This window comes from Carboxydothermus pertinax, from assembly GCF_001950255.1.
Lineage (GTDB): Bacteria > Bacillota > Z-2901 > Carboxydothermales > Carboxydothermaceae > Carboxydothermus > Carboxydothermus pertinax.
This window is the reverse complement of the sequence record NZ_BDJK01000006.1, coordinates 235,952-258,197: the sequence shown is the minus strand read 5'-3', so window position 1 is coordinate 258,197 and position 22,246 is coordinate 235,952. Positions and strand designations below refer to the sequence as shown.

General features: G+C 43.1%; 25 protein-coding genes and 2 riboswitches. Of the genes, 3 read left to right on the top strand and 22 right to left on the bottom strand.

Annotated elements, in window-relative coordinates; genetic code table 11:
- Nucleotide 1: 1 nt before the first annotated feature.
- The 16 genes from cpu_RS02660 to cpu_RS02585 form a co-directional block, all read right to left on the bottom strand.
- Nucleotides 2-616 carry a precorrin-8X methylmutase gene (locus cpu_RS02660; protein WP_075858433.1) on the bottom strand — a complete coding sequence of 205 codons (615 nt, stop codon included), beginning with the start codon at nucleotides 614-616 and terminating at the stop codon, nucleotides 2-4.
- On the bottom strand, nucleotides 606-968 hold the full coding sequence (locus cpu_RS02655) for a sirohydrochlorin chelatase (RefSeq protein ID WP_075858432.1): 363 nt from the start codon (nucleotides 966-968) through the stop codon (nucleotides 606-608). The genes cpu_RS02660 and cpu_RS02655 overlap by 11 nt, the downstream gene beginning before the upstream one ends.
- A complete protein-coding gene (gene cobK, locus cpu_RS02650) occupies nucleotides 953-1,729 on the bottom strand; it encodes a precorrin-6A reductase (RefSeq protein ID WP_075858431.1) in 777 nt (258 codons plus the stop codon). Before cobK ends, cpu_RS02655 begins: the two co-directional genes overlap by 16 nt.
- Complete coding sequence (gene cobJ / locus cpu_RS02645) at nucleotides 1,726-2,448, bottom strand: precorrin-3B C(17)-methyltransferase (RefSeq protein WP_077177132.1); 723 nt, start codon at nucleotides 2,446-2,448, stop codon at nucleotides 1,726-1,728. Before cobJ ends, cobK begins: the two co-directional genes overlap by 4 nt.
- The gene (locus cpu_RS02640) at nucleotides 2,436-3,446 is read right to left on the bottom strand and encodes a cobalt-precorrin 5A hydrolase (protein WP_159433964.1); all 1,011 of its coding nucleotides are present in this window, start codon (nucleotides 3,444-3,446) and stop codon (nucleotides 2,436-2,438) included. The genes cobJ and cpu_RS02640 overlap by 13 nt, the downstream gene beginning before the upstream one ends.
- Nucleotides 3,439-4,194 (bottom strand): precorrin-4 C(11)-methyltransferase, encoded by a 756-nt coding sequence (gene cobM / locus cpu_RS02635; RefSeq protein WP_075858430.1) that lies wholly within the window; start codon nucleotides 4,192-4,194, stop codon nucleotides 3,439-3,441. Before cobM ends, cpu_RS02640 begins: the two co-directional genes overlap by 8 nt.
- A gap of 2 nt (nucleotides 4,195-4,196) precedes the next feature.
- Nucleotides 4,197-4,856, bottom strand: coding sequence for a precorrin-2 C(20)-methyltransferase (locus tag cpu_RS02630; RefSeq protein ID WP_075858429.1), 660 nt, complete (start codon nucleotides 4,854-4,856; stop codon nucleotides 4,197-4,199).
- A complete protein-coding gene (gene cbiT / locus cpu_RS02625) occupies nucleotides 4,849-5,424 on the bottom strand; it encodes a precorrin-6Y C5,15-methyltransferase (decarboxylating) subunit CbiT (protein WP_075858428.1) in 576 nt (191 codons plus the stop codon). Before cbiT ends, cpu_RS02630 begins: the two co-directional genes overlap by 8 nt.
- Complete coding sequence (cbiE, locus tag cpu_RS02620) at nucleotides 5,411-6,016, bottom strand: precorrin-6y C5,15-methyltransferase (decarboxylating) subunit CbiE (RefSeq protein WP_075858427.1); 606 nt, start codon at nucleotides 6,014-6,016, stop codon at nucleotides 5,411-5,413. Before cbiE ends, cbiT begins: the two co-directional genes overlap by 14 nt.
- On the bottom strand, nucleotides 6,004-7,920 hold the full coding sequence (gene cbiD, locus cpu_RS02615) for a cobalt-precorrin-5B (C(1))-methyltransferase CbiD (protein WP_075858426.1): 1,917 nt from the start codon (nucleotides 7,918-7,920) through the stop codon (nucleotides 6,004-6,006). Before cbiD ends, cbiE begins: the two co-directional genes overlap by 13 nt.
- Entirely contained in the window at nucleotides 7,905-8,648 is a 744-nt protein-coding gene (gene cbiQ / locus cpu_RS02610) for a cobalt ECF transporter T component CbiQ (RefSeq protein ID WP_075858425.1), read from the bottom strand. The genes cbiD and cbiQ overlap by 16 nt, the downstream gene beginning before the upstream one ends.
- Nucleotides 8,602-8,922, bottom strand: a complete 321-nt coding sequence (locus cpu_RS02605) for an energy-coupling factor ABC transporter substrate-binding protein (RefSeq protein WP_075858424.1) — start codon at nucleotides 8,920-8,922, stop codon at nucleotides 8,602-8,604. The genes cbiQ and cpu_RS02605 overlap by 47 nt, the downstream gene beginning before the upstream one ends.
- Nucleotides 8,922-9,644 (bottom strand): energy-coupling factor ABC transporter permease, encoded by a 723-nt coding sequence (locus cpu_RS02600; protein WP_075858464.1) that lies wholly within the window; start codon nucleotides 9,642-9,644, stop codon nucleotides 8,922-8,924. The genes cpu_RS02605 and cpu_RS02600 overlap by 1 nt, the downstream gene beginning before the upstream one ends.
- Before the next feature lie 96 nt (nucleotides 9,645-9,740).
- Nucleotides 9,741-9,926, bottom strand: a riboswitch (cobalamin riboswitch).
- Nucleotides 9,927-10,008: 82 nt separating this feature from the next.
- Nucleotides 10,009-10,623 (bottom strand): precorrin-2 dehydrogenase/sirohydrochlorin ferrochelatase family protein, encoded by a 615-nt coding sequence (locus cpu_RS02595; protein ID WP_075858423.1) that lies wholly within the window; start codon nucleotides 10,621-10,623, stop codon nucleotides 10,009-10,011.
- Between the two features lie 12 nt (nucleotides 10,624-10,635).
- Nucleotides 10,636-11,043 carry a hypothetical protein gene (locus cpu_RS02590; RefSeq protein ID WP_075858422.1) on the bottom strand — a complete coding sequence of 136 codons (408 nt, stop codon included), beginning with the start codon at nucleotides 11,041-11,043 and terminating at the stop codon, nucleotides 10,636-10,638.
- 166 nt (nucleotides 11,044-11,209) lie between these two features.
- Nucleotides 11,210-11,542, bottom strand: a complete 333-nt coding sequence (locus tag cpu_RS02585; protein ID WP_028051470.1) for a CGGC domain-containing protein — start codon at nucleotides 11,540-11,542, stop codon at nucleotides 11,210-11,212.
- 114 nt (nucleotides 11,543-11,656) lie between these two features.
- Between cpu_RS02585 and cpu_RS02580 the strand changes: the two genes are divergently transcribed.
- The gene (locus cpu_RS02580; RefSeq protein ID WP_075858421.1) at nucleotides 11,657-12,559 is read left to right on the top strand and encodes a selenium metabolism-associated LysR family transcriptional regulator; all 903 of its coding nucleotides are present in this window, start codon (nucleotides 11,657-11,659) and stop codon (nucleotides 12,557-12,559) included.
- A gap of 279 nt (nucleotides 12,560-12,838) precedes the next feature.
- Here cpu_RS02580 and cpu_RS02575 read toward each other — a convergent pair whose 3' ends face one another.
- Nucleotides 12,839-13,363 carry a nitroreductase family protein gene (locus cpu_RS02575; RefSeq protein WP_075858420.1) on the bottom strand — a complete coding sequence of 175 codons (525 nt, stop codon included), beginning with the start codon at nucleotides 13,361-13,363 and terminating at the stop codon, nucleotides 12,839-12,841.
- 199 nt (nucleotides 13,364-13,562) lie between these two features.
- Here cpu_RS02575 and cpu_RS02570 point away from each other — a divergent pair, with 199 nt between their 5' ends.
- On the top strand, nucleotides 13,563-14,840 hold the full coding sequence (locus cpu_RS02570) for a TrpB-like pyridoxal phosphate-dependent enzyme (protein ID WP_075858419.1): 1,278 nt from the start codon (nucleotides 13,563-13,565) through the stop codon (nucleotides 14,838-14,840).
- Between the two features lie 30 nt (nucleotides 14,841-14,870).
- On the opposite strand, the gene cpu_RS02565 is transcribed toward cpu_RS02570, so the two are convergent.
- The 5 genes from cpu_RS02565 to cpu_RS02545 are packed head-to-tail and all read right to left on the bottom strand — an operon-like array spanning nucleotide 14,871 to nucleotide 19,919.
- Nucleotides 14,871-15,794, bottom strand: a complete 924-nt coding sequence (locus cpu_RS02565; RefSeq protein WP_075858418.1) for a CapA family protein — start codon at nucleotides 15,792-15,794, stop codon at nucleotides 14,871-14,873.
- Between the two features lie 18 nt (nucleotides 15,795-15,812).
- Complete coding sequence (thiL, locus tag cpu_RS02560; RefSeq protein ID WP_075858417.1) at nucleotides 15,813-16,793, bottom strand: thiamine-phosphate kinase; 981 nt, start codon at nucleotides 16,791-16,793, stop codon at nucleotides 15,813-15,815.
- Between the two features lie 5 nt (nucleotides 16,794-16,798).
- Nucleotides 16,799-17,602 (bottom strand): hydroxyethylthiazole kinase, encoded by an 804-nt coding sequence (thiM, locus tag cpu_RS02555; protein WP_077177128.1) that lies wholly within the window; start codon nucleotides 17,600-17,602, stop codon nucleotides 16,799-16,801.
- Nucleotides 17,595-18,884 carry a phosphomethylpyrimidine synthase ThiC gene (gene thiC / locus cpu_RS02550; RefSeq protein WP_075858415.1) on the bottom strand — a complete coding sequence of 430 codons (1,290 nt, stop codon included), beginning with the start codon at nucleotides 18,882-18,884 and terminating at the stop codon, nucleotides 17,595-17,597. Before thiC ends, thiM begins: the two co-directional genes overlap by 8 nt.
- 6 nt (nucleotides 18,885-18,890) lie before the next feature.
- Nucleotides 18,891-19,919, bottom strand: a complete 1,029-nt coding sequence (locus tag cpu_RS02545; protein WP_075858414.1) for a thiamine phosphate synthase — start codon at nucleotides 19,917-19,919, stop codon at nucleotides 18,891-18,893.
- Between the two features lie 58 nt (nucleotides 19,920-19,977).
- A riboswitch (TPP riboswitch) is annotated at nucleotides 19,978-20,091 on the bottom strand.
- Nucleotides 20,092-20,264: 173 nt separating this feature from the next.
- Between cpu_RS02545 and acs the strand changes: the two genes are divergently transcribed.
- Nucleotides 20,265-22,223 (top strand): acetate--CoA ligase, encoded by a 1,959-nt coding sequence (gene acs / locus cpu_RS02540; RefSeq protein WP_075858413.1) that lies wholly within the window; start codon nucleotides 20,265-20,267, stop codon nucleotides 22,221-22,223.
- Nucleotides 22,224-22,246: the final 23 nt, after the last annotated feature.

Here is a 22,246-nt window from a genome sequence, read left to right as displayed (position 1 = left end):
TTTATTTCCCTCCGGTCCTGGATAATTTAATTAAAGCATTAACTATTGCTGCCGCAATGGTACTGCCTCCTTTATAGCCCAGTAAAGTGATATACGGCACATCACAGTTCAGCAAAAGTTCCTTACTTTCTTTTGCTCCCACAAAGCCCACCGGCACTCCCACCACCAGCGCCGGCTCTACCCCGGTCTTTATGAGTTCAATCACCGCTAAAAGAGCAGTCGGGGCATTACCAATTGCTATAACTGCTCCGTCCATTTTATCTTTTAATTCCATCATCGCCTGATACGCCCGAGTAACATTCTTCTCCAAAGCTTTTCTCTTAATTCTTTCCTCCCGGATCAAGCAAACTACCTCGCCGTCATAACCGGTAATTCCAGCCCGGACCATTTCCACATCGGTGATAATCAGATTTTTCTTTGTTAAAGCAACAAGTCCCTGATTGATTGCCGCGGGATGAAAACGAAAATCCTTTCTAATATCCGGGTCACCCGAAGCATGGATGGCCCGTTTAATTACCTGGTCTTCAGGAGTATTGCCAAGTCCCGTTAAGCTTTCAATAATGGCAAAGCTTTTTTGTTCAATCTCTTTTGGATTATTTAAAAATTTATAATTCATCTTCCAACACCGCCGTTAAAAACTCGATAAACTGTTCGTTTTCGCCTAAAGGTTTAAAAACCGTGATTTTTAAATTGGGATACTGGGCTTTTAACTGGTCAATTTCTTCCGGAATATCGTGCACTAAATGAAGACCCTCAAATAGAAAAACCGGGAAAATGGCTATTTCCTGGTATCCTTCCTGATACAACCTTAAAAGCGCTTCCTTTAAATTGGGATTAGCCCTTACCATGAACGCCTCCTCGAGCCGGAAGGGAAAGCGCTCCCTTAACTTTCCTACCACTTCGCGAAATTTCTCCACCGCTTGCGCCACCCGGGAACCGTGAGCCAGCAAAACTACTGCTTTTTCCATTTTTCCGCCTCCAATCTTAAAATTTCTTCCAACCGTTCCAGCGTGGATACTAATTGAGGGTAAAAAACCACCGGACGTTTTATTAAAATTACCGGTAAACTCTGACTTAAAAAGCTTTCTACCTTTTCCCTTTCGCCTCCTAAATCACCGCTTTCTTTGGTCAAAAGCCCGGTCAGGGAATAAAATTTAATTAGCTGAGAAATAAGCTCCCGGCTTCCCGGACCCCAAAAGGAAAGCCGGTCCTCGGGAGGAACTCCTAAATCATCCAAAAGGGTAAAATTATCCTTTAGGGGCAAAACTTTAACTACAGGTTTTTGCCCTAAAACAGCACTTTTTCTGATGATTTCCGGAAGCATTTTTACTCCCACAGTTATTAATGGCCGCTTACCAAGTTGCGGTAGTTCCCTTAAGGCTGCTTCTAAATCAATGGCCTCTATGATAAGGGGATTTTTTATTTCATCCCTGGGGCGCTCAAACCTGATATAGGGTATATTTAATACCTGGGCCGCTCTGATAGCATTTTCACTGGCATTTTTAGCAAAGGGATGGGTAGCATCAATTATTAACTTAATCCCATTTTTCTGAACAAAATCCAGAAGACCGTGAAAATCCAGAACTCCAGCATGTAAAGTTTTTTCATATTTTTTAAACCGCATAAGGCCCAAATTTGATGCCACCGATAAAATAAAAGGTAAACCTTTTCTTTCGAGTAAATCGGCAATTAAACTACTTTCACTGGTGCCTCCCAGCAATAAAATCACCACTTATACCCCCGGGGTGTAATAATAAAGTTTTCATAAAAATAGCTCTGGCTATTACCGATAATTATTACCGTGCGCATATCGGCATCCTCTTCGGTAATTTCCGCTAAAGTTTTTAACTTGATTTCTTCTGCCAATCTTCCGGCCTCCCGGACAATACCAACCGGTGTAGCTGGATTTTTATACTCCAGCAAAATTTCAATGGCTCTCCTGAGCTTCTTCCTCCGGTGACTCTGGGGATTGTACAAGGCGATAGCAAAATCTCCTAAAGCTGCATGCCGGAGCCGCTTCTCGATTACCTCCCAGGGAGTTAAGAGGTCTGATAAGCTTATCAAGCAAAAGTCATGGTTTAAAGGTGATCCCAGCAAGCTTGCTGCTTTTAAAGCAGAAGTAATACCCGGAATAATTGTTAAATTTATTTTCCGGGGGGAAATATTTTTCTCCCTTAAAGCCTCTAATACCACCCCGCTCATTCCATAAACTCCAGCATCACCGCCGGAGATCACCACTACCCGTTCCCCCGAAAGAGCAAGGTTGATAGCTTCTAAAGCTCGCGCTTGTTCTTCCTTCATACCGTAAGCCACTACTTTTTTCTCACCAATTAAAGATTTAACTAAATCAATATAGGTTTTATAACCAATTATTACCGTACACTGCTGGAGGTAACTTAAGGCTAAAGGAGTCAGTTCTTCCTTTCCTCCCGGTCCTATTCCCACCACCGCAAGGCTTCCGCCAGAGCTACGGTCGTTTGCGGAAAAATTTTCTTGGGCAATATTAAATTCCCCATTCCTGCCGCTTTGATAGCCGCCGCTTCGCATACGTTTCCCACCCCTACTTTTGTTAAAACTTTAGAAGATTGTTGTAAATTTTTTGTATTAATTACTTCCAAAAGTTCCTCCCGCGTAAAAAATTTTGTTTTAAGCCCGTATTTCGCCGCCAGCTCCAGGAGAGCAGTCTCATCTTTTTTAAGTTCGATGCTGGCTATTCCGGCAACACCCTTTAAAGAAACACCACCCTCTTGGAGAGCTTTTAAAACTGCCTTTTCCAGCAGGGCAAACTCTACTCCCCGGCGACAGCCTATACCCACCCAAACCGCCGGAGGATAGAGCTGGTATTCATTGGGTTTTAGAGCAATAAGATACGGCGAAATCAATACTTTAATGCCAGAAAACTCCTCTTCAATTTCTGCCCGGTAAGGATAGGGAAAATCGGAAGGCAAAGAACTGGCAAAAAACTTAACCTCTTCTCCCCGGGCTAAGGCAGCATTTACCCTTTTAAAAACTTCCCGGTCAGCATACCTTAACCCGTATTTTCTGGCCAAAACATCCAAGCCAACTTTTCCCTGAACATCGGTGGCGGTGGTAATTACCGCTTCTCCCCCCAGCTTTTGGGCTAAAAGTTGACAAATTTCATTTGCCCCACCAAAATGCCCGGATAAAACGCTTATAAAATATTTACCCGTTTCATCGGCTACAACTACCGCCGGGTCGGAAAACTTATCTTTGATAAAGGGAGCAATTAAGCGAACCGCAATTCCTAAGGCTCCGATAAAAAGAAAAGCTGTATCGTTGTTCCAGTTTTTTTTAAGACAGTTTTTAATTTCCGCGCTTTTACCGGAAAAGAGAGTAACGTTCCCCCCAAGCTTTAGGGTTAAAAGGCGCCGGGCCAGAGTTTCGCCGGCTGCGGTAAAGTAAAAAATTATTAAATTCTTAATCACTTTCTCTTCTCCCACCATGAGTAAAATCGGGAGCATATAATTTTGAGCGAGTAGGGGGCGGATTTAAAAACTCCCCTACAAAGATAAGGGCGGTTTTGTTTATCTTTTCTTCTTTTACTTTCTGAGCAATATCCGCTAAAGTACCAGTAATAATTTTTTCTTCGGGAAAAGTAGCCTTATAAACTACCGCTACCGGAGTATCAAAAGCTCTTACCCGGGAAATTTCGGCGACAACCTCATCGATTTTATCCACACTTAAAAAGAGCACAAGGGTTGACCCGATTTTAGCCAATGCCTCTAAATTTTCTTTTTCCGGCACCGGAGTTCTCCCGGCAACTCTGCTTAAAATTACCGTCTGGGTACCGTCTGGAACGGTTAATTCGTAACCCAGGCGGGCAGCCGCCCCAAGAAAAGAGCTAACTCCCGGCACCCATTCCAGCTCAACTCCATAGGCTTTTAAAGCTCTTTTTTGTTCCTCTACCGCCCCATAGAGGGCTGGGTCTCCGGTCTGCAAGCGTACGACAACTTTTCCGGCTCGAGCATACTCGACCATTATCTCCACTATTTCTTCTAAAGTTCTGGGCGCCGAGTCAACTTTCACCGCCTCCGGTTTGGCATATTCCAAAAGTCCGGGATTAACCAGGGAGCCTGCATAAACGATTAAATCAGCTTCCTCCAAAAGTTTTTTCCCTTTAACAGTTATTAACTCGGGATCTCCAGGTCCGGCGCCTACTAAATAAACTTTCACCGCTAATTCCCCCTTTTCGCTAAGGCCAGGGAAAAATACCCGGTTTTTTCGGGAAGTTCATTAAAAGAACAGATTTTTTCCTCTTCGGTACCAAGCTCTTTAAAGTAATATCCCTGGATCTTTGCTTCCTTTACCAGCTCTAAAAAGCGGTCGTAATAAGAGGAAAGTTTTAAAAAAACATAGGTAGTTTTGGGCTCAAAAGTAAAATCTTCCGGCAAAGTCGATAGGATTTCTACCTTTTCATCTTCAAAAGCAAGGTTAAAGAAAGACTTAGCGGCTGCCAGTGAAAAGGAATTTATCCCCGGAACTATTTCTATATCCCCTGCAAAACCTAACTGCTTTAGCGCCTCCAATAAATATCCAGCGGTACTGTATAAACCCGGGTCTCCCAGGGTAAAAAAAGAAACTTCTTCCCGGTTTAGATACTCTAAAATTTTTTGGGCAAAGGTGTGCGCCGCTTCCCTTTTTTTCCCCTCGTCTTCCACCATGGGAAAATTAAAAAAGAGAATTTCTTTATCATCTGAAAGAAAACTTTCCACAACTTTAAAAGCCCTTTTTCCGGGAAAAACTAAAACCCGTACCCCTCGCAAAATCTTCATAGCTTTCACCGTAATAAGCTCGGGGTCCCCCGGACCAACACCAACCACGTAAAGTTTAGCCATTATTTTCCTCCTTTTTCCTTCCGGTAAAGATAAATACGGGATTTTGGGCATTTAAGATATGATAGCTTCCGGCTTTTTTAAGCCTGGTAACCGCTATGCTAATCCCGTCAAAATCGGTAAAAGAGCTGTTTTGAAAAAACTCCTGGTAAATAGCTAATGATTCAAGGGTAACTGCCAAACCGGCAAGGACCCCACCATTTTTTAAACAGGCTCCAACCTGCTTTAGTACTTCTCTTAAACTAGAACTTCCACCAATTACAACCAAATCCGGCGGAGGATAGGCGGATAAATCACAGGGTAAGGCCTGGGGAATTAAAACCACATTCCTTACCGAAAATCTTCGTAGATTTTCTTTAATTACGGTAAGCCTCTGGAGGTCTTTTTCAAAAGCATATACTTTACCCCGGGGAAGGCTTAAAGCCAGTTCCACCGTAATGGTGCCCGAGCCTGACCCTACTTCGTAAACCACTTCCTCGCCTTTCAGGTTAAGCTTTTTTAAAAGGACTGCCCGGATTTCTTCTTTGGTATAAGGAGTTCCGGGTAGATAAAAATCTTCATCTTTCAGCAATTAATATCCCCCTCCCTGAAAGCTCCGGAGGTAAATCGGCAAAGGAAAGCTTTACTATTTTTTCTTCCGGATAACTTAAATCATAAAGTAAATAGTAAGAAGCTCCCTCCAGGCCGTGTTTTTGCAAAAGTTGTTTTAGGGAAGAGGTATTGATTTTCTCTCCTAATAAAAATACATGGACCGTAAACTCTTCTTTTAATTTCTCAGGAAGGTTTCTTCCGTGCAAAGAATAAAAAGCAGCCCCATCCCACAATTTTTTCAAGCGGGCAAAAGCTAACTGCACCGAGCTTATCCCCGGTATTACCTCGGTAACAAGTCCTGGATTTTCTCTTTCAATCTTTCTTAATAAACTGTAAAAGCCGGTATCGCCCCGCAAAAGAAGAGCAATGTTAAAACTTCTTGATAAATCTTTCATTTGCTTTAAAACCGCGCCAAATTCACCAAAAGATAGATGTTTTTTATCCGGAGCAAAAGTTTTTAAAAGTTCTTCCGCCCCGGCCACATAATCCGCCTCACTAATTACCCTTTCGCCAATTTTAGTAAGGTACTCGGGACTACCCGGACCGACCCCCACGACTTTTACCCATCCCACGGCCATCCCTCCTCAAGGCGGTCAAAGGTTGTGGCAATAATCGCCCCCGATATATCGGTAAAAGCCACATCCATGGTAAGACCGCTATAATAGCTCTTTAACTTTTCTTTAACCGCCCGGGCAAGTAAAGGCAGGTAATGGTCTTTCCCGGCGCTCTTCAAAATTTCCAGGGCCTGCTCCATATTTTTGGTGGAATAAATTTTATTAATTAACTCCTGACTTTCTCCAAGAGAATATAAAAATAACGCTAAAGCCTCCTTTTGGCCCCGGGCCACCTGGCTGTGAAGGTTTAAAATACCAAGGTAAGTTTTAATAAGTTTTCCCAGGTACCCTATTATTAAAATTTTCTCTACCCCTTCGTTCTCCGAAATCTTCAGCATATCCCCCAGGTAATTTCCCGTTTCCACGATAGCTTCAGCAGGAACATTTAACCTCTTGGCTACTTTTTTACTTTTATTGCCCAAAACAAAAACAAGTCTTTTTAAATCCAAATATAACGCTCTTTTTAGCTGGAGTTGCAGGGACTCGATATAAGCTTCCCGGGAGTAAGGTACGACAATACCCCGGGTACCCAGGATGGAAATACCGCCTTTAATCCCCAAAATCGGATTTAATGTTTGTAACGCAAGCTTCTCCCCTTCGGGCACTTCAATAATCACTTCCAACCCCGTTTCCCTTCCCAAAATTAACGGCTCCAGCGCTTCTTTGATTTGTTGCCGCGGAACCGGATTAATTGCCGCTTCTCCCACCGGTACAGCAAGCCCCGGTTCCGTGACAACTCCCACTCCCCGTCCTCCTTTTATGGCAATCCCCGGGAAGTTTTGCCGGCGTACCCGGGCTATGATTAAAGCCTGATCGGTGACATCCGGATCATCTCCTGCCTCTTTTCTAATGCCGCAAACCGCTTCCGTCGCATTTTTCTCTAAAATTTCCGGGGTTAAAGTAAAAGTTATTCCTGCCGGCGTATTAATGGTAATTGCCTTCATTTTTTCCCCCAGGAGCAAGAAACGGGCTGCTCCCAAAGCCGCTGCCGCGGCTACAGTACCTGTAGTTACCCCGTAACGGGGAGTTTTTACCCGGTTAAGTACTTCCCAGAACTTTTTTTCCTCTTTTACCGGATATTCGTGAGCTAAAAGCCGCCCGCTATCTTTTAAAATTTTACTGCCCCTTAAAAGCCATGGCTCTTCCAGGTTCGCGCTTTCCAAAATCCGGGATTCCAGGAGAATTTCTTCGGGCGGCCCTGAAGCCAAAAGTTTTCCGGCATGTAAAACCGCTACCCTGTCGGCAAAACGGTACGCCAAATCAATTTCATGGGTAGCAGCGACAATCGTAATCCCTTTTTGCCACTGCCGTTCAACAATATTTAAAAAGAGGCGGGTGTTATACCGGTCCAAAAACGCCGTCGGTTCATCTAAAACTAAAAGCTCCGGCTCCATCGCCAAAATTGCTCCCAGGGCGACAAGCTTTTTTTGACCCAGGCTAAGCGAAGCTATCGGCTGGTCTCTCAACTCCCAAATTCCGAGCTCTTTTAAAGTTTCTTCCACCTTTTCCCGCACTTTACTTTCCGAATACCCGAGATTAAAAAGCCCATAAGATATCTCTTCCGCTATCGTACCGGCAAAAAGCTGGGTCTCCGGATCTTGAAACACCACCCCAACTTTTTGCCGAAGTCTTAACAGAAAATCCCTTTTGTACGAAAACTTTTCCCCCCGCCAAAATAGCTCTCCTGCAGTTGGTTTTAAAATCCCGTTTAAGTGGAGAAAAAAAGTGGTTTTTCCGGCGCCATTTTCCCCTAAGACAAAAAGCCGCTCACCTTTTTTAATCTCCAAATTTAAGCCGTCTAAAGCCACATTTCCCGTTGGATATACGTATTTTAATCCTTTTACGGTTAAAAGCTCCTCCAAATAAAAGCACCTCCATAAGTAAAGAGCGCCAGCATAACTACTATACCCACAAATAACAAGGGGTAATTTTGATTTTGATAATCCGGTTGCAAAAAAACTATTTTATCGTTGTATCCCCGGCTTTCTAAAGAAATGGTCATTTGTCCCGCCCGGGCCAATCCTCCTTTAAAAATCCCGGTAGTTAAGAAAGAAAAGGAGTAGATGCCCCGGCGAAAATTCCGGTAGCCCAGCCTTGCTTCCTGGGCTTTAATGATTTCCCCGGCTATTTCGAAGAATATAAAAATAAACCGGTGAATAAAAATAATTATTTCAATTATAAATTGAGGAATACCAAATCTCGAAAGTCCCGCTATTAAATCCAGGAGGGGAGTGGTAAAAATTAAAAAATACAACCCCAGAAGAGAAGTAAGGGCACGACCGCCGGCATTTAAAGCCAAAAACAAATTTTTCCAGTTAACATAAGGAGCTGGCCGGAAGTCAATCATTATCCCGATTAAGCTTGCCAGCAAAAAACCTCCCGGTAAAAGCAAGTACTTAAGATAAATTTGCCCGGGGATTTTTCCCTTTCTCACCAGAAAAAAGCTTACTAACCCCAGGGTAGGGAGTAAGGTAAAAAAAGGATTGGGAGCTGTTAACCCCAGGAATAAAAGCGCAAAGGAAAAAAGAAGTTTATAAACAGGGTCAATTTTCCTTAGCGGACTTTGATAGGCCAACTGTTCCGTTAACATTTTTTCCTTCCTTCTTTCCCTTCAAGTACCCCAGATAAAATCCCACAAACCCGGCGCCCAAAGCCGCCTGCAGGGCAAATAAAAACGACTCTATCTCGCCGCTGGGCGGTTCCCAGACGGGGGAAAACCAGGGCTTATAATTGGGGTCTTGCTTTTCAATCACCCGGGAGGCTAATTCATCGGCGCCGGAAAATTCCCCCTTAACTAAAAACATTGGAACCGCAATTAACGCTATTACCAAAATTAGCAGGATGATATTGGTAAACGTTCTCATTAATGCTCACCCTTTTCTACCCATATTTTGGCATCTTCATAACGGCTCAAGAAATTATAGGTTAAAACCGTTAAAATCCCTTCACTTATAGCTAAAGGAATTTGGGTTAAGGCAAAGATTCCCATAAATTTTAAAGCACTTAAAAAAAGTGAACTTCCCGGAAAGGCTAACGCCAGTTGCCCAGAGGTAATCATATAGGTCGATAAATCCCCGAGCATGGCAGCTAAAAAGATGCTAACATTATTGTTGAATCCAGCTTTTTGGAGACCTTTATAAACCCCGTAAGCTACCAGTGGTCCGGCAACTGCCATGGAGAAAGTATTAGCACCAAGGGTGGTAATGCCACCATGAGCCAAAAGAAGAGCCTGAAAAATCAAAACAATAAAACCTAATACGGTCGTGATAAACGGCCCAAATAAAATTGCGGCCAACCCCGTTCCGGTAGGATGGGAACAACTTCCGGTTACCGATGGCATTTTTAAAGCCGATAAAACAAAGATAAACGCTCCGGCAAAGGCTAACATTAGTTTAGCTCCCGGCCCCCGGTTAGCTTCCTTTTGCAAGCGGATAAAACCTATCACCAGAAAAGGTAAAGTAACAAGATCCCAGAAAATCACCCATTTTACCGGTAAAAACCCTTCCATAATATGCATGGCAAGAACCGGGGTGGGAATTAAAAGAAAAATTAACAAAAACAATAAGCGAAAATTGGTTTTTAACATGCCCTCCACCATCCTTTTTAAAAATTAAAATCCCCTCCTACGCCGGTAGAAGGGGACTTATAACCAAACTCCCGTTCTCCACCTATCCGCGTAGGTTTCGAACCAAACTTTAAGGCAGGTCTCCTGGCTGTAGTTCATTGTTACCCTACCCTTCCCGGTATAAACCAGTGGATATTATAGGGTAACTCCCTACTTACAGTGGCGGGACCGCGCCGTTACCCAAACTCTTGGGCTCGGACTTCCCTTTTAAGCCTTAAAGGCACCTTAAAGTTTGCTATTTAATTTTTAAAAATATTATTAGGGGCTTTCTTAACTTAAGATAATTCGCAAAATTTTTCGTAAATCCTGCTTTGTGAAAATATTTTTATTTAAATTTTTCCAAGATTAATTTTACCGAAGGCTTTTCCTGGCAAAACTTCTGGTAATCATAAATTTTGGCTACTTCTTTTAAAATTTCTTCTCTCTTATTTTTCTCAATTTTGCTTTCCTTTAAGGCTTTACGTAATTCCCCCAAAAATTTCAGGTAATCATCCCAGGCAGGTTCAATTAACCGGGAAAGCTCTTCTTTTAAAAGGCGGGCCGCAAAAGGAGATAACCCAGAGGTCCCCACAGCTATTTCCCAACCTCCCCGGCGCCAAACCGCTGGAACAATAAAATTGGACTCCTCGGGACTGTCGGCTACATTGACCCAAATCCCCAGTCTTTGACAAAGATTAGCTATTCTTTTATTAAGCTCTGAATTATCGGTGGCAGCAAAGACTAACTTGGGGCCGGATAAATCTTCTTCCTGAAATTCCCGCAGATAAAGTTTAATTTGCCCGCTCTGGGCCAGAGCCTTTAATTCCGGAAGAGTTTTCGGGGCAACTACGATAATTTTTGCATCTTCTCTTAAAAGACTTTGCACCTTCCGAAGAGCAACCCTTCCACCCCCTACTACTAATACGAGGGTCCCCGTTAAATTTAAACTAATAGGATACACGGTAAACTCTCCTCACTTCTTTTTAAAGTATCGTAAAAAGATATAGTAGCCAAAAAATCCGGCAACTAAAAATAGTCCAAAGTAATAAGGAAGGTTTTCTTTAAAAGTACGCTTAGTATTTTCCGCAGGAAAGCTAATCGAAATTACCTTTAAACCCGGTTTCATGTAAATACTGTAACCGTCAAAGACAGTTCCTTTCACCACCACTTCCTTTCCCACATAGCTTTGCCAGTTATGTTCGCCAGATAAGACATAATAGGGTGCAGGCTTATTTAAATTGCCGAAATCGGTCACTTTTAATTCGTAATGTTTTCCTTCTAAAGCCGACTCCACAATGCCCTTTACAATAACTTCCCCGCCCAGGACTAATTTATTAAAGCCAAAAAGGAGTAAGAACAGTAGCCCCCAAAATCGCTTCATCCTATCACCTCTAACATAATCTTATCGCATTTGATATTTAAAAAAAACTTCCCGGTTTTGCCGGGAAGTTTACCATTTTTCCCAATGAATCCTTACTTCTTTGAAGCGTATAGTCGTATTGGGAGTTTGCCGGGTATTTAAAACTTCCATAAATTTTCAGATATTTTTAATGAGTCCAATCCCAGATTTCCGCTTTTTCTCCAATTCTTTTTTTAATTGCTGCCAATATGTTATCTCGATGGGGACAGGCAAAACCGATCGGATTCCCTCTCGTTATACAAGATGCCAACACAACCACTTGCGCCCCCCGGTTTACCATCATTTCCGCCCGAGTAACGCTCTTCTTCCCCGGGCAACCGCCGCAGGAAACAAAACCGATCACCTCAACAGGCTCATTGCTAGTGGCAAACACGCCCTTGTTCTCCCGCGCCACGGCAAAGTCAGTATTGCCGGGGCACATATCTTCTGTCTGTTGACAACGAATAATACCTACCTTCATCTGCACTTCCCCCTTGTTTTTTGCTTTAATTTTATCGAAAAATGAATTATAATATAAATATATCTTTTCAATGTTATCAATTGAAAATATCTATGTAAGCCAGGTGTGTGCAGAATGAATTTAAACTATCTAAAAGTCTTTCATACTGTTGCTAAGCACCAAGGGTTTACTAAAGCGGCAGAAGAATTACTGATTAGTCAACCAACCATTTCTGTTCAAATAAAAAATCTGGAACAGGAGCTCGGCTTAGAATTATTTCAAAAATTGGGCCGAAAAGTCTATTTAACCGAAGCCGGGCAAACTCTGTATCGATACACTACAAAAATTTTTAACCAGTTAGAGGAAGCAGAAAATACACTCCGGGATTTAAAGGGATTGGGCAAAGGCCGTTTGTTGGTGGGAGCCAGTACAACTCCCGGCATTTATGTATTACCCGAGATATTAGGACAATATCGCAAGCTCTATCCAGGCATTGAAGTAGTATTAGATATAAGCAACTCCCATGAAATTGAACAAAAGCTACTGCACCATGAGCTGGAAATTGCTTTCTGTGGCGGCGAAGGAATTGTTCATCCTCAAATTGAGGCAAAAACCATAACCCACGATGAATTAGTTATAGTCGTTGCTGAAGATCATCTTCTAGCCCGCAAGTCAGCGGTTACCTTGGACCAAATTTTGACCGAACCCTTTATTTTACGGGAACCTGGATCCAGCACACGAATTGCTTTAGAACAGCGATTACAACAACTGGGCAAAAAAATCAAGGTAGCAATGCAGTTTAGCAGCCTAGAGGCAATTAAACAGGCAGTGGCCGCCAACCTGGGCATTGCCCTATTATCAAGGTTTGTCATCGACCAAGAAGTTTGCGCCGGGCGCCTGCATATACTTAAAATTCCTGAATTAACCATAAGAAGAGAAATTAAACTGCTACGTCATAAAGATAATAAACCCTCAGCCCCGGTTCAGGCCTTTTTGCGCCTGTTACAAGAAAGGCTGACCCCAAAATGTAGCACATAAAAAGACGCCATGGATGAGGTGTCTTGACCGTATAGGACCAATATTTTAGCGCATAACCACATGGCCTTCGGAACAATCCTCATAAAAATTATTTATAATATTTTCCTTCGCTATCCCATTCCATCACTATCCCTTTTAATGGAAAAACCTTTACTATCCAACCTAAACTACCAAAATCAAAAATAAACAATAAAAATAGCTCCAAAAACCACTTTATCCCCTAATCCCTCTAACTAAAAGGTTTTGGGCAAAAAAAACTTCCCGGTTTTGCCGGGAAGTTTACCATTTTTCCCAATGAATCCTTACTTCTTTAAATCGCGTAGTCGTATCGGGTGTTTGGTTGGGATAACCCAAAGCTATTAAGTTTAAAATCCGGTATCCTTCGGGAATTTCTAAAATTTTAGCTATTTCGCGCTCCCGCTCTTCATAAGGATGTACTGCCAGCCAAACACCGCCTAACCCTAGAGCGTGTATAGCAAGGAGAATATTTTCCGTTGCTGCAGACAGGTCCTGAACCCACAATTCCTGCCCAGGACCGGGATATTTTAAAAGCTTAGGGTCAGCAACCACGGCAATAACCGCCGCTGCCTCGGAAAGCATTGCCGCATAAGGATGTTTTTCTTTCATTGCCAGCATTTTTTGCCGGTCGGTTACCACCACAAAATGCCAGGGTTGTTCGTTACCTGCCGAAGGCGCATTCATTCCGGCTTCCAGGATTTTTAAAATTTTCTCCTTTTCCACCGGATGATCAAGAAATTTTCTAATGCTGCGTCTGGTGTTTAAAACTTCCATAAATTTTTCCATCATATCCCCTCCTGGATAATAATCTGGATAATAATTAGGTCTACTTTAAAGTTTAATACTTTTAAACATTGACCGCAACCCTGCCATGGTACCGAACCAGGATTAATTAACTTTTCGAGAAATTTTTAAAATTTCCTTGCCAATTTTTGCACCAAATTGCTATAATGGTAGAAATTAATATTAGATGAGGTGAGTTTAGATGAGCAAGGTAAGTTTACCCAAGTATTACTACAACCTTAAAGCTGATTTACCCGAACTTCCACCCCCGCCTCTTCATCCTGTTACCGGCAAGTCCATCTCGCCAGCGGATTTAGAAGGTCTTTTTCCTAAAAGTTTAATTGAACAGGAGATTTCTACCGAACGTTTCATTGAAATTCCCGAAAAAGTCCGGGAAGCTTACGCCGAGTACCGTCCAACCCCACTTAAAAGGGCTAAAAAGTTAGAAAAGTTTCTAAATACTCCCGCCAAAATTTACTTTAAATATGAAGGTACCAACGCTTCCGGCAGTCACAAGCTTAATACCGCTCTAGCCCAGGCTTATTTCAATATGCTGGATGGAACCGAACAGCTTACCACCGAAACCGGAGCCGGTCAGTGGGGTAGCGCTTTAGCTTATGCTGCCAATTTTTTCGGGCTGAAGTTAACCGTATATATGGTGGGTATAAGCTATGACCAAAAGCCGTACCGGAGGATTTTCATGGAAACTTTCGGTGCCCGGGTGGTAAAAAGCCCAAGCCCGGAAACTGCTGCCGGACGTAAGGTTTTAGAAGCTGACCCTAATTCTCCGGGAAGCCTTGGGATAGCGATCAGCGAAGCGGTAGAAGTAGCTATGAGTGACCCCAAGACCAAGTACGCTCTAGGAAGTGTTTTGGACCACGTCCTTTTACACCAGACGGTAATCGGGCAAGAGGTTTATGAGGAATTATCCCTTTTAGGAGAAAAGCCCGATGTCTTGATTGCCTGCGTGGGTGGTGGCAGTAACTTTGGTGGCTTTACCTTTCCTTTTGTGCGGGAAAAATTAAAAGGTGAAGATATTGAAATAATTGCTGTAGAGCCAAAGGCCTGCCCAACTCTTACCGAAGGGGAATATAAATACGACTTTGGCGATGTTGCCGGACTTACTCCTAAAATGCCGATGTATACTTTAGGCTACGATTTTATCCCACCGGGCATCCATGCGGGAGGACTTCGGTACCACGGCGATTCACCTTTGGTAAGCCTTCTTTACAAAAATAAAATTATTTCAGCTAAAGCTTATCCCCAGTTAAAGGTATTTGAAGCTGGAGTAAACTTTGCCCGTACCGAAGGCATCATCCCGGCACCGGAATCTTCCCACGCTATCGCCGCAGCTATTGATGAAGCAATTAAATGCCGGGAAGAAGGTGTTGCTAAAACTATTGTCTTTAATTTAAGCGGGCACGGCTATTTTGACTTGTCCGCGTATGAAGCCTATCTTGCTGGCAAACTGAAGGATTAAGGAATAATCCCCGGTAAAAACCGGGGATTATTATTTAATGACCGGCTGGCCTCTTTTCATTTCTCCATACCTAACATCCACACTTTTTAGTTTCCTTCCCGTAAATACCGCTTCAACAATAACAGTTTTTGCAGTTTCTTTATTACTATTGGAAGTAAATATAAAGTTACCCAGGCTGTAAAAGATTGGTCTACCTTTATAGATTTCATACCTTTGCACTACATGCGGATGATGGCCCATCACCACATCGGCTCCCGCTTCAACCAGTTTATGGGCAAGTTTTATTTCAGGTGGATTTGGAGTTAAATCCCTTTCCACCCCCCAGTGAACGCTTACCACTAATAGATCGTATTTAGCATCATTTTCATGAATTAATTTTAATACTTTACTTACATTCGGCTCATAAATAGACCAAACTCCCGTTTTTTTGGGGCTTGCCACCCAGGCAGTTGAAGGAATAACCCGGGAAAAAGCAAGAAAACCAATTTTATATCCCTGCCAGGGGATTTCCGTGATATAAACATCTCTTCCTGCTCCTGAGTAGTAAATCCCTTCTTGACGTAAGTAGCCAAGGGTATCATAAAGACTTATTAGCCCATAATCCGCAGAGTGGTTATTAGCAACCGAAACCGCCGTAACTCCTGCCTTTTTCATAGCCTTTAAAAATTCCGGTCGCCCCCGAAAAGTGTATTTTTTCTTTTCGGGCTTTCCCCGAAGAGAAATACAGCTTTCTAAATTGGCAAAAACAAGCTTACCCTGAAAATACTTTTTAACCTTCTGCCAGGGATAATCATAGCCGTATCTTTGGTAGTAATAATTTAAGTTGCCGCCGGCTAAGACATCCCCCAAAAAGACAAGTTTAATTTCCTTTGCCGGAGAAGCTGCACTGGCAAAAGCTTTAGTTAAGGTAATTGCCAGTAAAAAAGTTAAAAAAATAATTTTTACCCTGCGCAAATATCTTCCACCTCAGAATTAAAAATGCTGGAAACCCCTATCCTGCAAGACTACCCCATCTTCAGCTTTTACCCTTCCCCGCTCATCATATCCCGTAACCATACCAATTTTAAACAGCGGTAAGTCCAGTTTAAAAAGCTCTTCCTCCTTTTCGGCAGGCACAGTAAACAAAAGTTCATAATCTTCGCCGCCGTGTAAAGCCAAATCCAAAGGTTTTAAGGTAAATTGCTGGCAGAATGTTAAAAGAGCAAAAGACAAAGGTATTTTCTCCCGGTTAATCGTAATTTCAACCCCGGAAGACCGCGCTATTTCCTGAAGTTTTTTCACAAGACCGTCACTTAAATCATTGGTAGAAGTAGCAAATTTTTCACGGCAGAGAAGCTGGCCTAACTCCAATCTGGGTTCGGGTTCCAAGTGCCGGGAAATCAGATATTTTTCCACTTCTTCCGGCAATAAACCCAATTTTTCCTTTAAAAGCAAATAAAGCCCTGCCGCGCTATCTCCGAGATAACCGGAGACATATACCCCATCCCCGGGTTTTGCTCCGCTTCGGGTTAAAACTCCTTCTTCTAAGGCTTCCCCCAGGACCGTGACCGCCACCATTATTTCGCTGCCAGCTCCGGTAGTATCGCCACCAATTAAAGTAACCCCATACTCTTTAGCCATACTTTTTAATCCCTGGTAAAAGCCTTCAACAAAATTAACTTCAGTGGTTTTGGGCAAAGCCAGGCTCACCAGACAAAAGCGAGGTATACCTCCCATTGCCGCAATGTCGCTTAAATTTACCGCTAAAGCCTTTTTCCCCAATATTTCCGGCTTCGTGTAATTTCGCTTAAAATGGACGTTTTCCACCAATAAGTCAGTGGTAACAAGGAGCTTTCCCTTAATTTCAACTACCGCTGCATCATCCCCGATTCCCAAAATAACCCCGGAAGATACTTCAGTAGCTTTCTGGGCAATAGCTATAATCCCTTCTTCCCCAATCTTTGTAACTTCCATTTTTCTCACCGTAACACTTGAACTTTTTCCGTAGTTAACTTCAAAAACTCTTCTTTAGTTAAATTATAAAGAGAATCTACAAAATTTACCAGAAAACTCCCGGGACCGGCACTTATTTTCCGGGCTTTTTCGGAAGCCGCTCCGTAAAAAGCTAAAGCCGCTAAGGCCGCAAGAGCCGGTTCATCAGTTACCCCAACAAAAGCACCAATTAATGAGGTTAGAGCACACCCGGTTCCGGTAACTTTTTGAAGCATTATATCCCCGGTACTGTTTAAATACAATTCTCCTTCAGCAATAACGTAATCTACCGGCCCAGTTGCTACCAGAACAGTTTTGTAGCGTTTAGCCACTTCTGTAAGATTTTCGGCTGCAAAATCGGAAGTTTGACTGTCCACCCCTTTTACCTGAGAAGAGTTTCCCGCCAAAAAACTTATCTCTCCGTAATTGCCCCGAATCAAAGTAAAATTGCCGGTAGCTAACAGTTCAAATACCGTATCATTACGATAATTAGTTGCTCCCAAACCCACCGGGTCTAACAGCAAAGGCTTTTGATATTTATTGGCTAAATAAACTGCTTTCTTAAAATACTCAACCTGACGGGAGTGAAGGGTTCCGATATTTATGACTACTGCATTAGCAATTTTGACTAAATCGTCAGCTTCTTCTATCCCCTCCGACATGATCGGCGAAGCCCCGGCCGCTAAAAGTACGTTTGCGGTAAAATTAGTCACCACATTATTGGTTAAATTTACCACCAGAGGAGATAAGCCCAGGGCCTTCTCCCGGATTTCCCATAACGTTTCAAGCATTTTTTCCTCCCCTTTCATTCATAATTTTCATGGCACAAAGTTCCCCGCACATGGAACAGCTCTTTATGTCTTGAGAGCCGCGCTCTATTCGCATTTTCCTGGCCCGTTCGGGATTTATTGCCAGTTCAAACTGCCGTTCCCAGTTTAACTCTTTTCGAGCTACACTCATGTCATAATCCCAGTTCCATGCTTCCCGGTTCCCCCGGGCCAAATCGGCTGCATGAGCGGCAATTTTTAAGGCAATTACCCCTTCTTCTACATCTTCCACCGTGGGCAATCCTAAATGCTCCGCTGGAGTAACACAACAGAGGAAATCCGCCCCAAAGTACGCAGCCCAGGCGCCACCAATCGCCGCAGTAATATGGTCGTATCCCGGAGCAATGTCGGTAACCAGTGGCCCTAATACATAAAAGGGAGCATTAGCGCAAAGCCGCTTCATAAGTTTAACATTCATTTCAATTTGATTGATGGGCACATGCCCGGGGCCTTCCACCATTACCTGGACGCCTTGATTTTGGGCATACTTAACCAGTTCACCGAGCTTCATTAATTCCATAATTTGTAACTGGTCAGTAGCATCCGCAATACTTCCCGGTCTTAAACCGTCCCCCAGGCTTATGGTAACGTCGTATTTCCGGCAAATAGCTAAAAGCCGATCGAACTGTTCATACAAAGGATTTTCTCTTCCGTTTTTTTCCATCCAGGCAATGGTTAAAGAACCACCGCGACTAACCACCTCCGTTACCCTGGGAAACCGGTCAAGAACTTTAAGGATTTCCCGGGTCACCCCCACATGCACCGTCATAAAGTCAACTCCGTCAACTGCTTGTCTTTCGATAACGTCAAACAGCAGTTCCGGATCCAAACGACTTATATCACCGTATTTATTTAGCGTTTCAGCTGCCGCCTGATATAAAGGTACGGTCCCTACCGGCACCGAACTTTCTTTTATAATCGCCCTTCTAATTTCATCAAGATTTCCGCCGGTACTTAAGTCCATTACTGCATCGGCTCCCGCTTTAATAGCCACCTTTAATTTTTTTAGTTCATCTTCATAAAAACAGCGGTTTTCCGAAGTCCCAAGGTTAGCATTAACTTTTACTTTTAGTCCGGCCCCAATACCTTTAGGCTGTAAATTTTGGTGATTAACATTAGCTGGTATTACCACTTCCCCCAGAGCTACCTTTTGCCGGATTTCTTCCGGCGATTTTCCTTCCTCCCTAGCCACTATTTCCATTTCCCTGGTAATAACTCCCTCTTTTGCTTTTAAAAGTTGAGTCATTATCCTTCACTCCTTTGCTTTAACTATTGTTTCCCGTAATTCATAAACTGCCCGAGCCGGGTTTTCTGCTCCAAATACAGCCGAAATTACCGCAATCCCATCGGCCCCGGCACGAATAATCTCAGAAACCTTTTCTTGATCAATACCCCCAATAGCTATTACCGAAGTATTGGGAAACTCCTCTTTAAGCTTCTGAATCACTTCTACCCCACAGGGCGGTGCGGCATCTTCCTTGGTGGGCGTGGGAAAAATTGGCCCAAGCCCAAGATAATCGGCTCCTGCCTTTATTCCTAAAACCCCTTCTTCATAATTGGTAGCCGAAAGCCCGATAATTTTTCCGGGAAAATGCTTTCTTGCCACCTCCAGGGGTAAATCCTCCTGTCCCAGATGTAGCCCATCGGCATTTAAAGCAATCCCCAGATCCAGCCGGTCGTTTACAAAAAACGAAACCCCATATTTGGCACAAAGCTCTTTCAGCCTTAACCCCTCCCGGTACATTTCGGCTCCCTTTTTTCCTTTTGCCCGGTACTGGAAAGCTGTCACTCCATTTTTCAGGCAATCTTCGACCACCCTCCAGAACTTTTCTTCGTTAAGGTAAACATCATCGGTAAGTACGTATAAGGTTAAATCCACCGAAGGCTTAATTAAGGTTAAAACTTCTTTTTCCAGCTCATAAAGTAAAAACCTTGCTTTCTTGGCATTAAGGACAATTGCAGCATCTAACAGCTTCCCAAATTCTTCTAAAACCCTCAGGCTTTCCTGAGCTCTTTTGGCGTTAGCTAACACCACCTCCCGCAAATTATTCCTCGCCATCTCCTCTGAGCTTAGTTCCTGTCCCGGGTCGTTTTGAGCATCCCGATACCACAAGGGATTTCCAGCAAGACTTTTTTCTATTTCTTTGATAAAATGGCGCAAATGTTTAAATTCCTCAAATAATTTCCTGCTCACCAAACCAAAGCGAGCTACTTCCTCTAACACCCGGATTCCTTCCCGGGCCCGGTTTAAATTAACATCAATAATCCGGTAAATTTCCATCGAATACCTCCCCAAAAAAAGCCAACCTCTCCCAGAAGATGGAAGAGGTTGGCTGTAACTTATCATTATTTCCTCTCCCTCCGCTGGCATTACCCAGAGCAGGTTCAAAGGGTAGGCTTCTTCAGCGCGAAGCCTTCTCAGCCGGGCTCATCCGGCACCCCCGAGGGTTTTTAGTTAACTTAAATTTAAACTAATATTTCCCTGTAGTCAAGTACTTTTATAAATTACCACTAAAAAGTGAATTTAAGCAATTCGCCTCTTTATTTTTACATTTAAGCCTTTTTTTACCTAAATAGAGTTTTATTTTTTTAAAATTAAAAAAAAGAATTTAAAGGAGGGTTTTTCATGACAGAATTAACGGAAGAGTTAAAAATGATTAAAGAAAGTAAGATTTTTTATCCTAATCCGGAAAAAGTAAAAAAATCGGTAGCGGGCAGTATTGAAAAATTCAACGAACTTTTAAAACTATCCTGGGATAACCCGGAAAAGTTCTGGAATGACGTGGCGCGTGAACTGTGGTGGCTTCATCCCTGGGAAAAAACTTTTGAGGGGGCTCTTCCTAATTTTCGTTACTTTATTGGGGGCATCACCAATCCGGCCTATAATATGTTAGATCGCCATTTAGAAAAAGGAGCCAACAACAAACTGGCCCTTATCTGGGAAGGTGAAAATTACGAAACAAAATTTTATACTTACCGCATGCTCTGGGCCGAAGTTAACCGTTTTGCCAACGTCTTAAAAAGCTTTGGCCTTAAAAAAGGCGACCGGGTGGCTATTTATCTTCCAAATCTAGCCGAAACGGTCATTGCCGTTTTAGCCTGCTACCGCACCGGCATTATTTTCAATACCGTTTTTTCCGGATTTTCCGAACAGGCCTTACGGGACCGGCTCATTCATTATGAGCCGCAGGTCTTAATTACCGCCGATGGTGGCTATCGCCGCGGTAAAGAAATACCCTTAAAACCCAAAGCTGATCAGGCTATCGAAGGAATCAACAGTATCCAAAAAGTAGTGGTAGTTAAAAGAACTAACACACCGGTTAAGATGGTTCCGGGCAGGGATTACTGGTGGGATGAATTAATGCAAAAAGCCCCAATAGACTGTCCACCGGAACCCATCGAAGCTAACGAACCGGGTCTGGTATTTTACACCAGCGGCACCACCGGAAAACCTAAAGGTGTGGTTCATTCCGGTGTTGCTTTTACGGTAAATAATTATATTTACGCCAAATATCACTTAGACCTGCACCCCGAAGATATTTTATGGTGCACGGCAGACATCGGCTGGCTTACAATGCATATCTGGGGTATTGTCGGAGCTCTTGCCAACGGTATTACTACCATTTTTTACGAAGGAGCTATCGACTACCCTAAACCCGATCGTTTTTATCAGATAATCCATAAATACCGGGTAAATAAATTATTTACCGCACCAACCGCCGTACGAATGCTAATGCGTTACGGCGAACGGTATATGGAACCCTACGACCTTTCCTGCTTGGATGTGATTTGCACGGTGGGAGAGCCGCTTAATCCCGAAGCCTGGTACTGGATGTATGAAAATTTAGGTAAAGAAAAAATTTACATTAATAATACCTGGGGGCAAACGGAAACGGCCGGCACCCCCTTAGCAGGAGCTGCCTGGATTACCCCGATGAAACCGGGCTCCTGCGGTATTCAGTTCTTAGGGGCAAAGTTAGAAGTAGTTGACGAAGAAGGAAATCCGGTACCTCCGGAAACCCCCGGTAATTTAATTATGACAAGACCAATTCCTATGCTGGTACGTACCCTCTGGAAGGAACACGATCTTTATCTTAAAAGCTATTTCCGGCAAGTACCCGGGGCTTATTTTACCAACGACGGTGCAGTTAAAGATAAAGATGGTCATTTCTGGGTTACCGGTCGGATTGATGATGTAATAAACGTTGCCGGTCACCGCCTCAGTACCATGGAAATGGAAAGTGCCATCATTGAAGTGGAAGGAGTTGCCGAAGTGGCAGTGGTAGGTGCTCCCGATGAAATCAAGGGGTTAGTTCCGATTGCCTTCGTAACACTGCGTCAAGGATATGAAGTAACGCAGGAATCAGAAGAAAAAATTAGAAAAATAGCAGTTGAGAAAATCGGTAAGATTGCTGAACCGGCGAAAATCTATTTTACTCCCGTGATGCCTAAAACCGCCAGCGGCAAAATTATGCGCCGGTTGTTAAAAGAATTGGTAACAAAAGGTGAAGTAAAAGGTGATGTTACGAGCTTAGAAGATGTAACTACTTTAGAAAAAATAAAAGAAATAATTACAGAGCGGTAACTTTGCCGCTCTTTTTTAGTAAA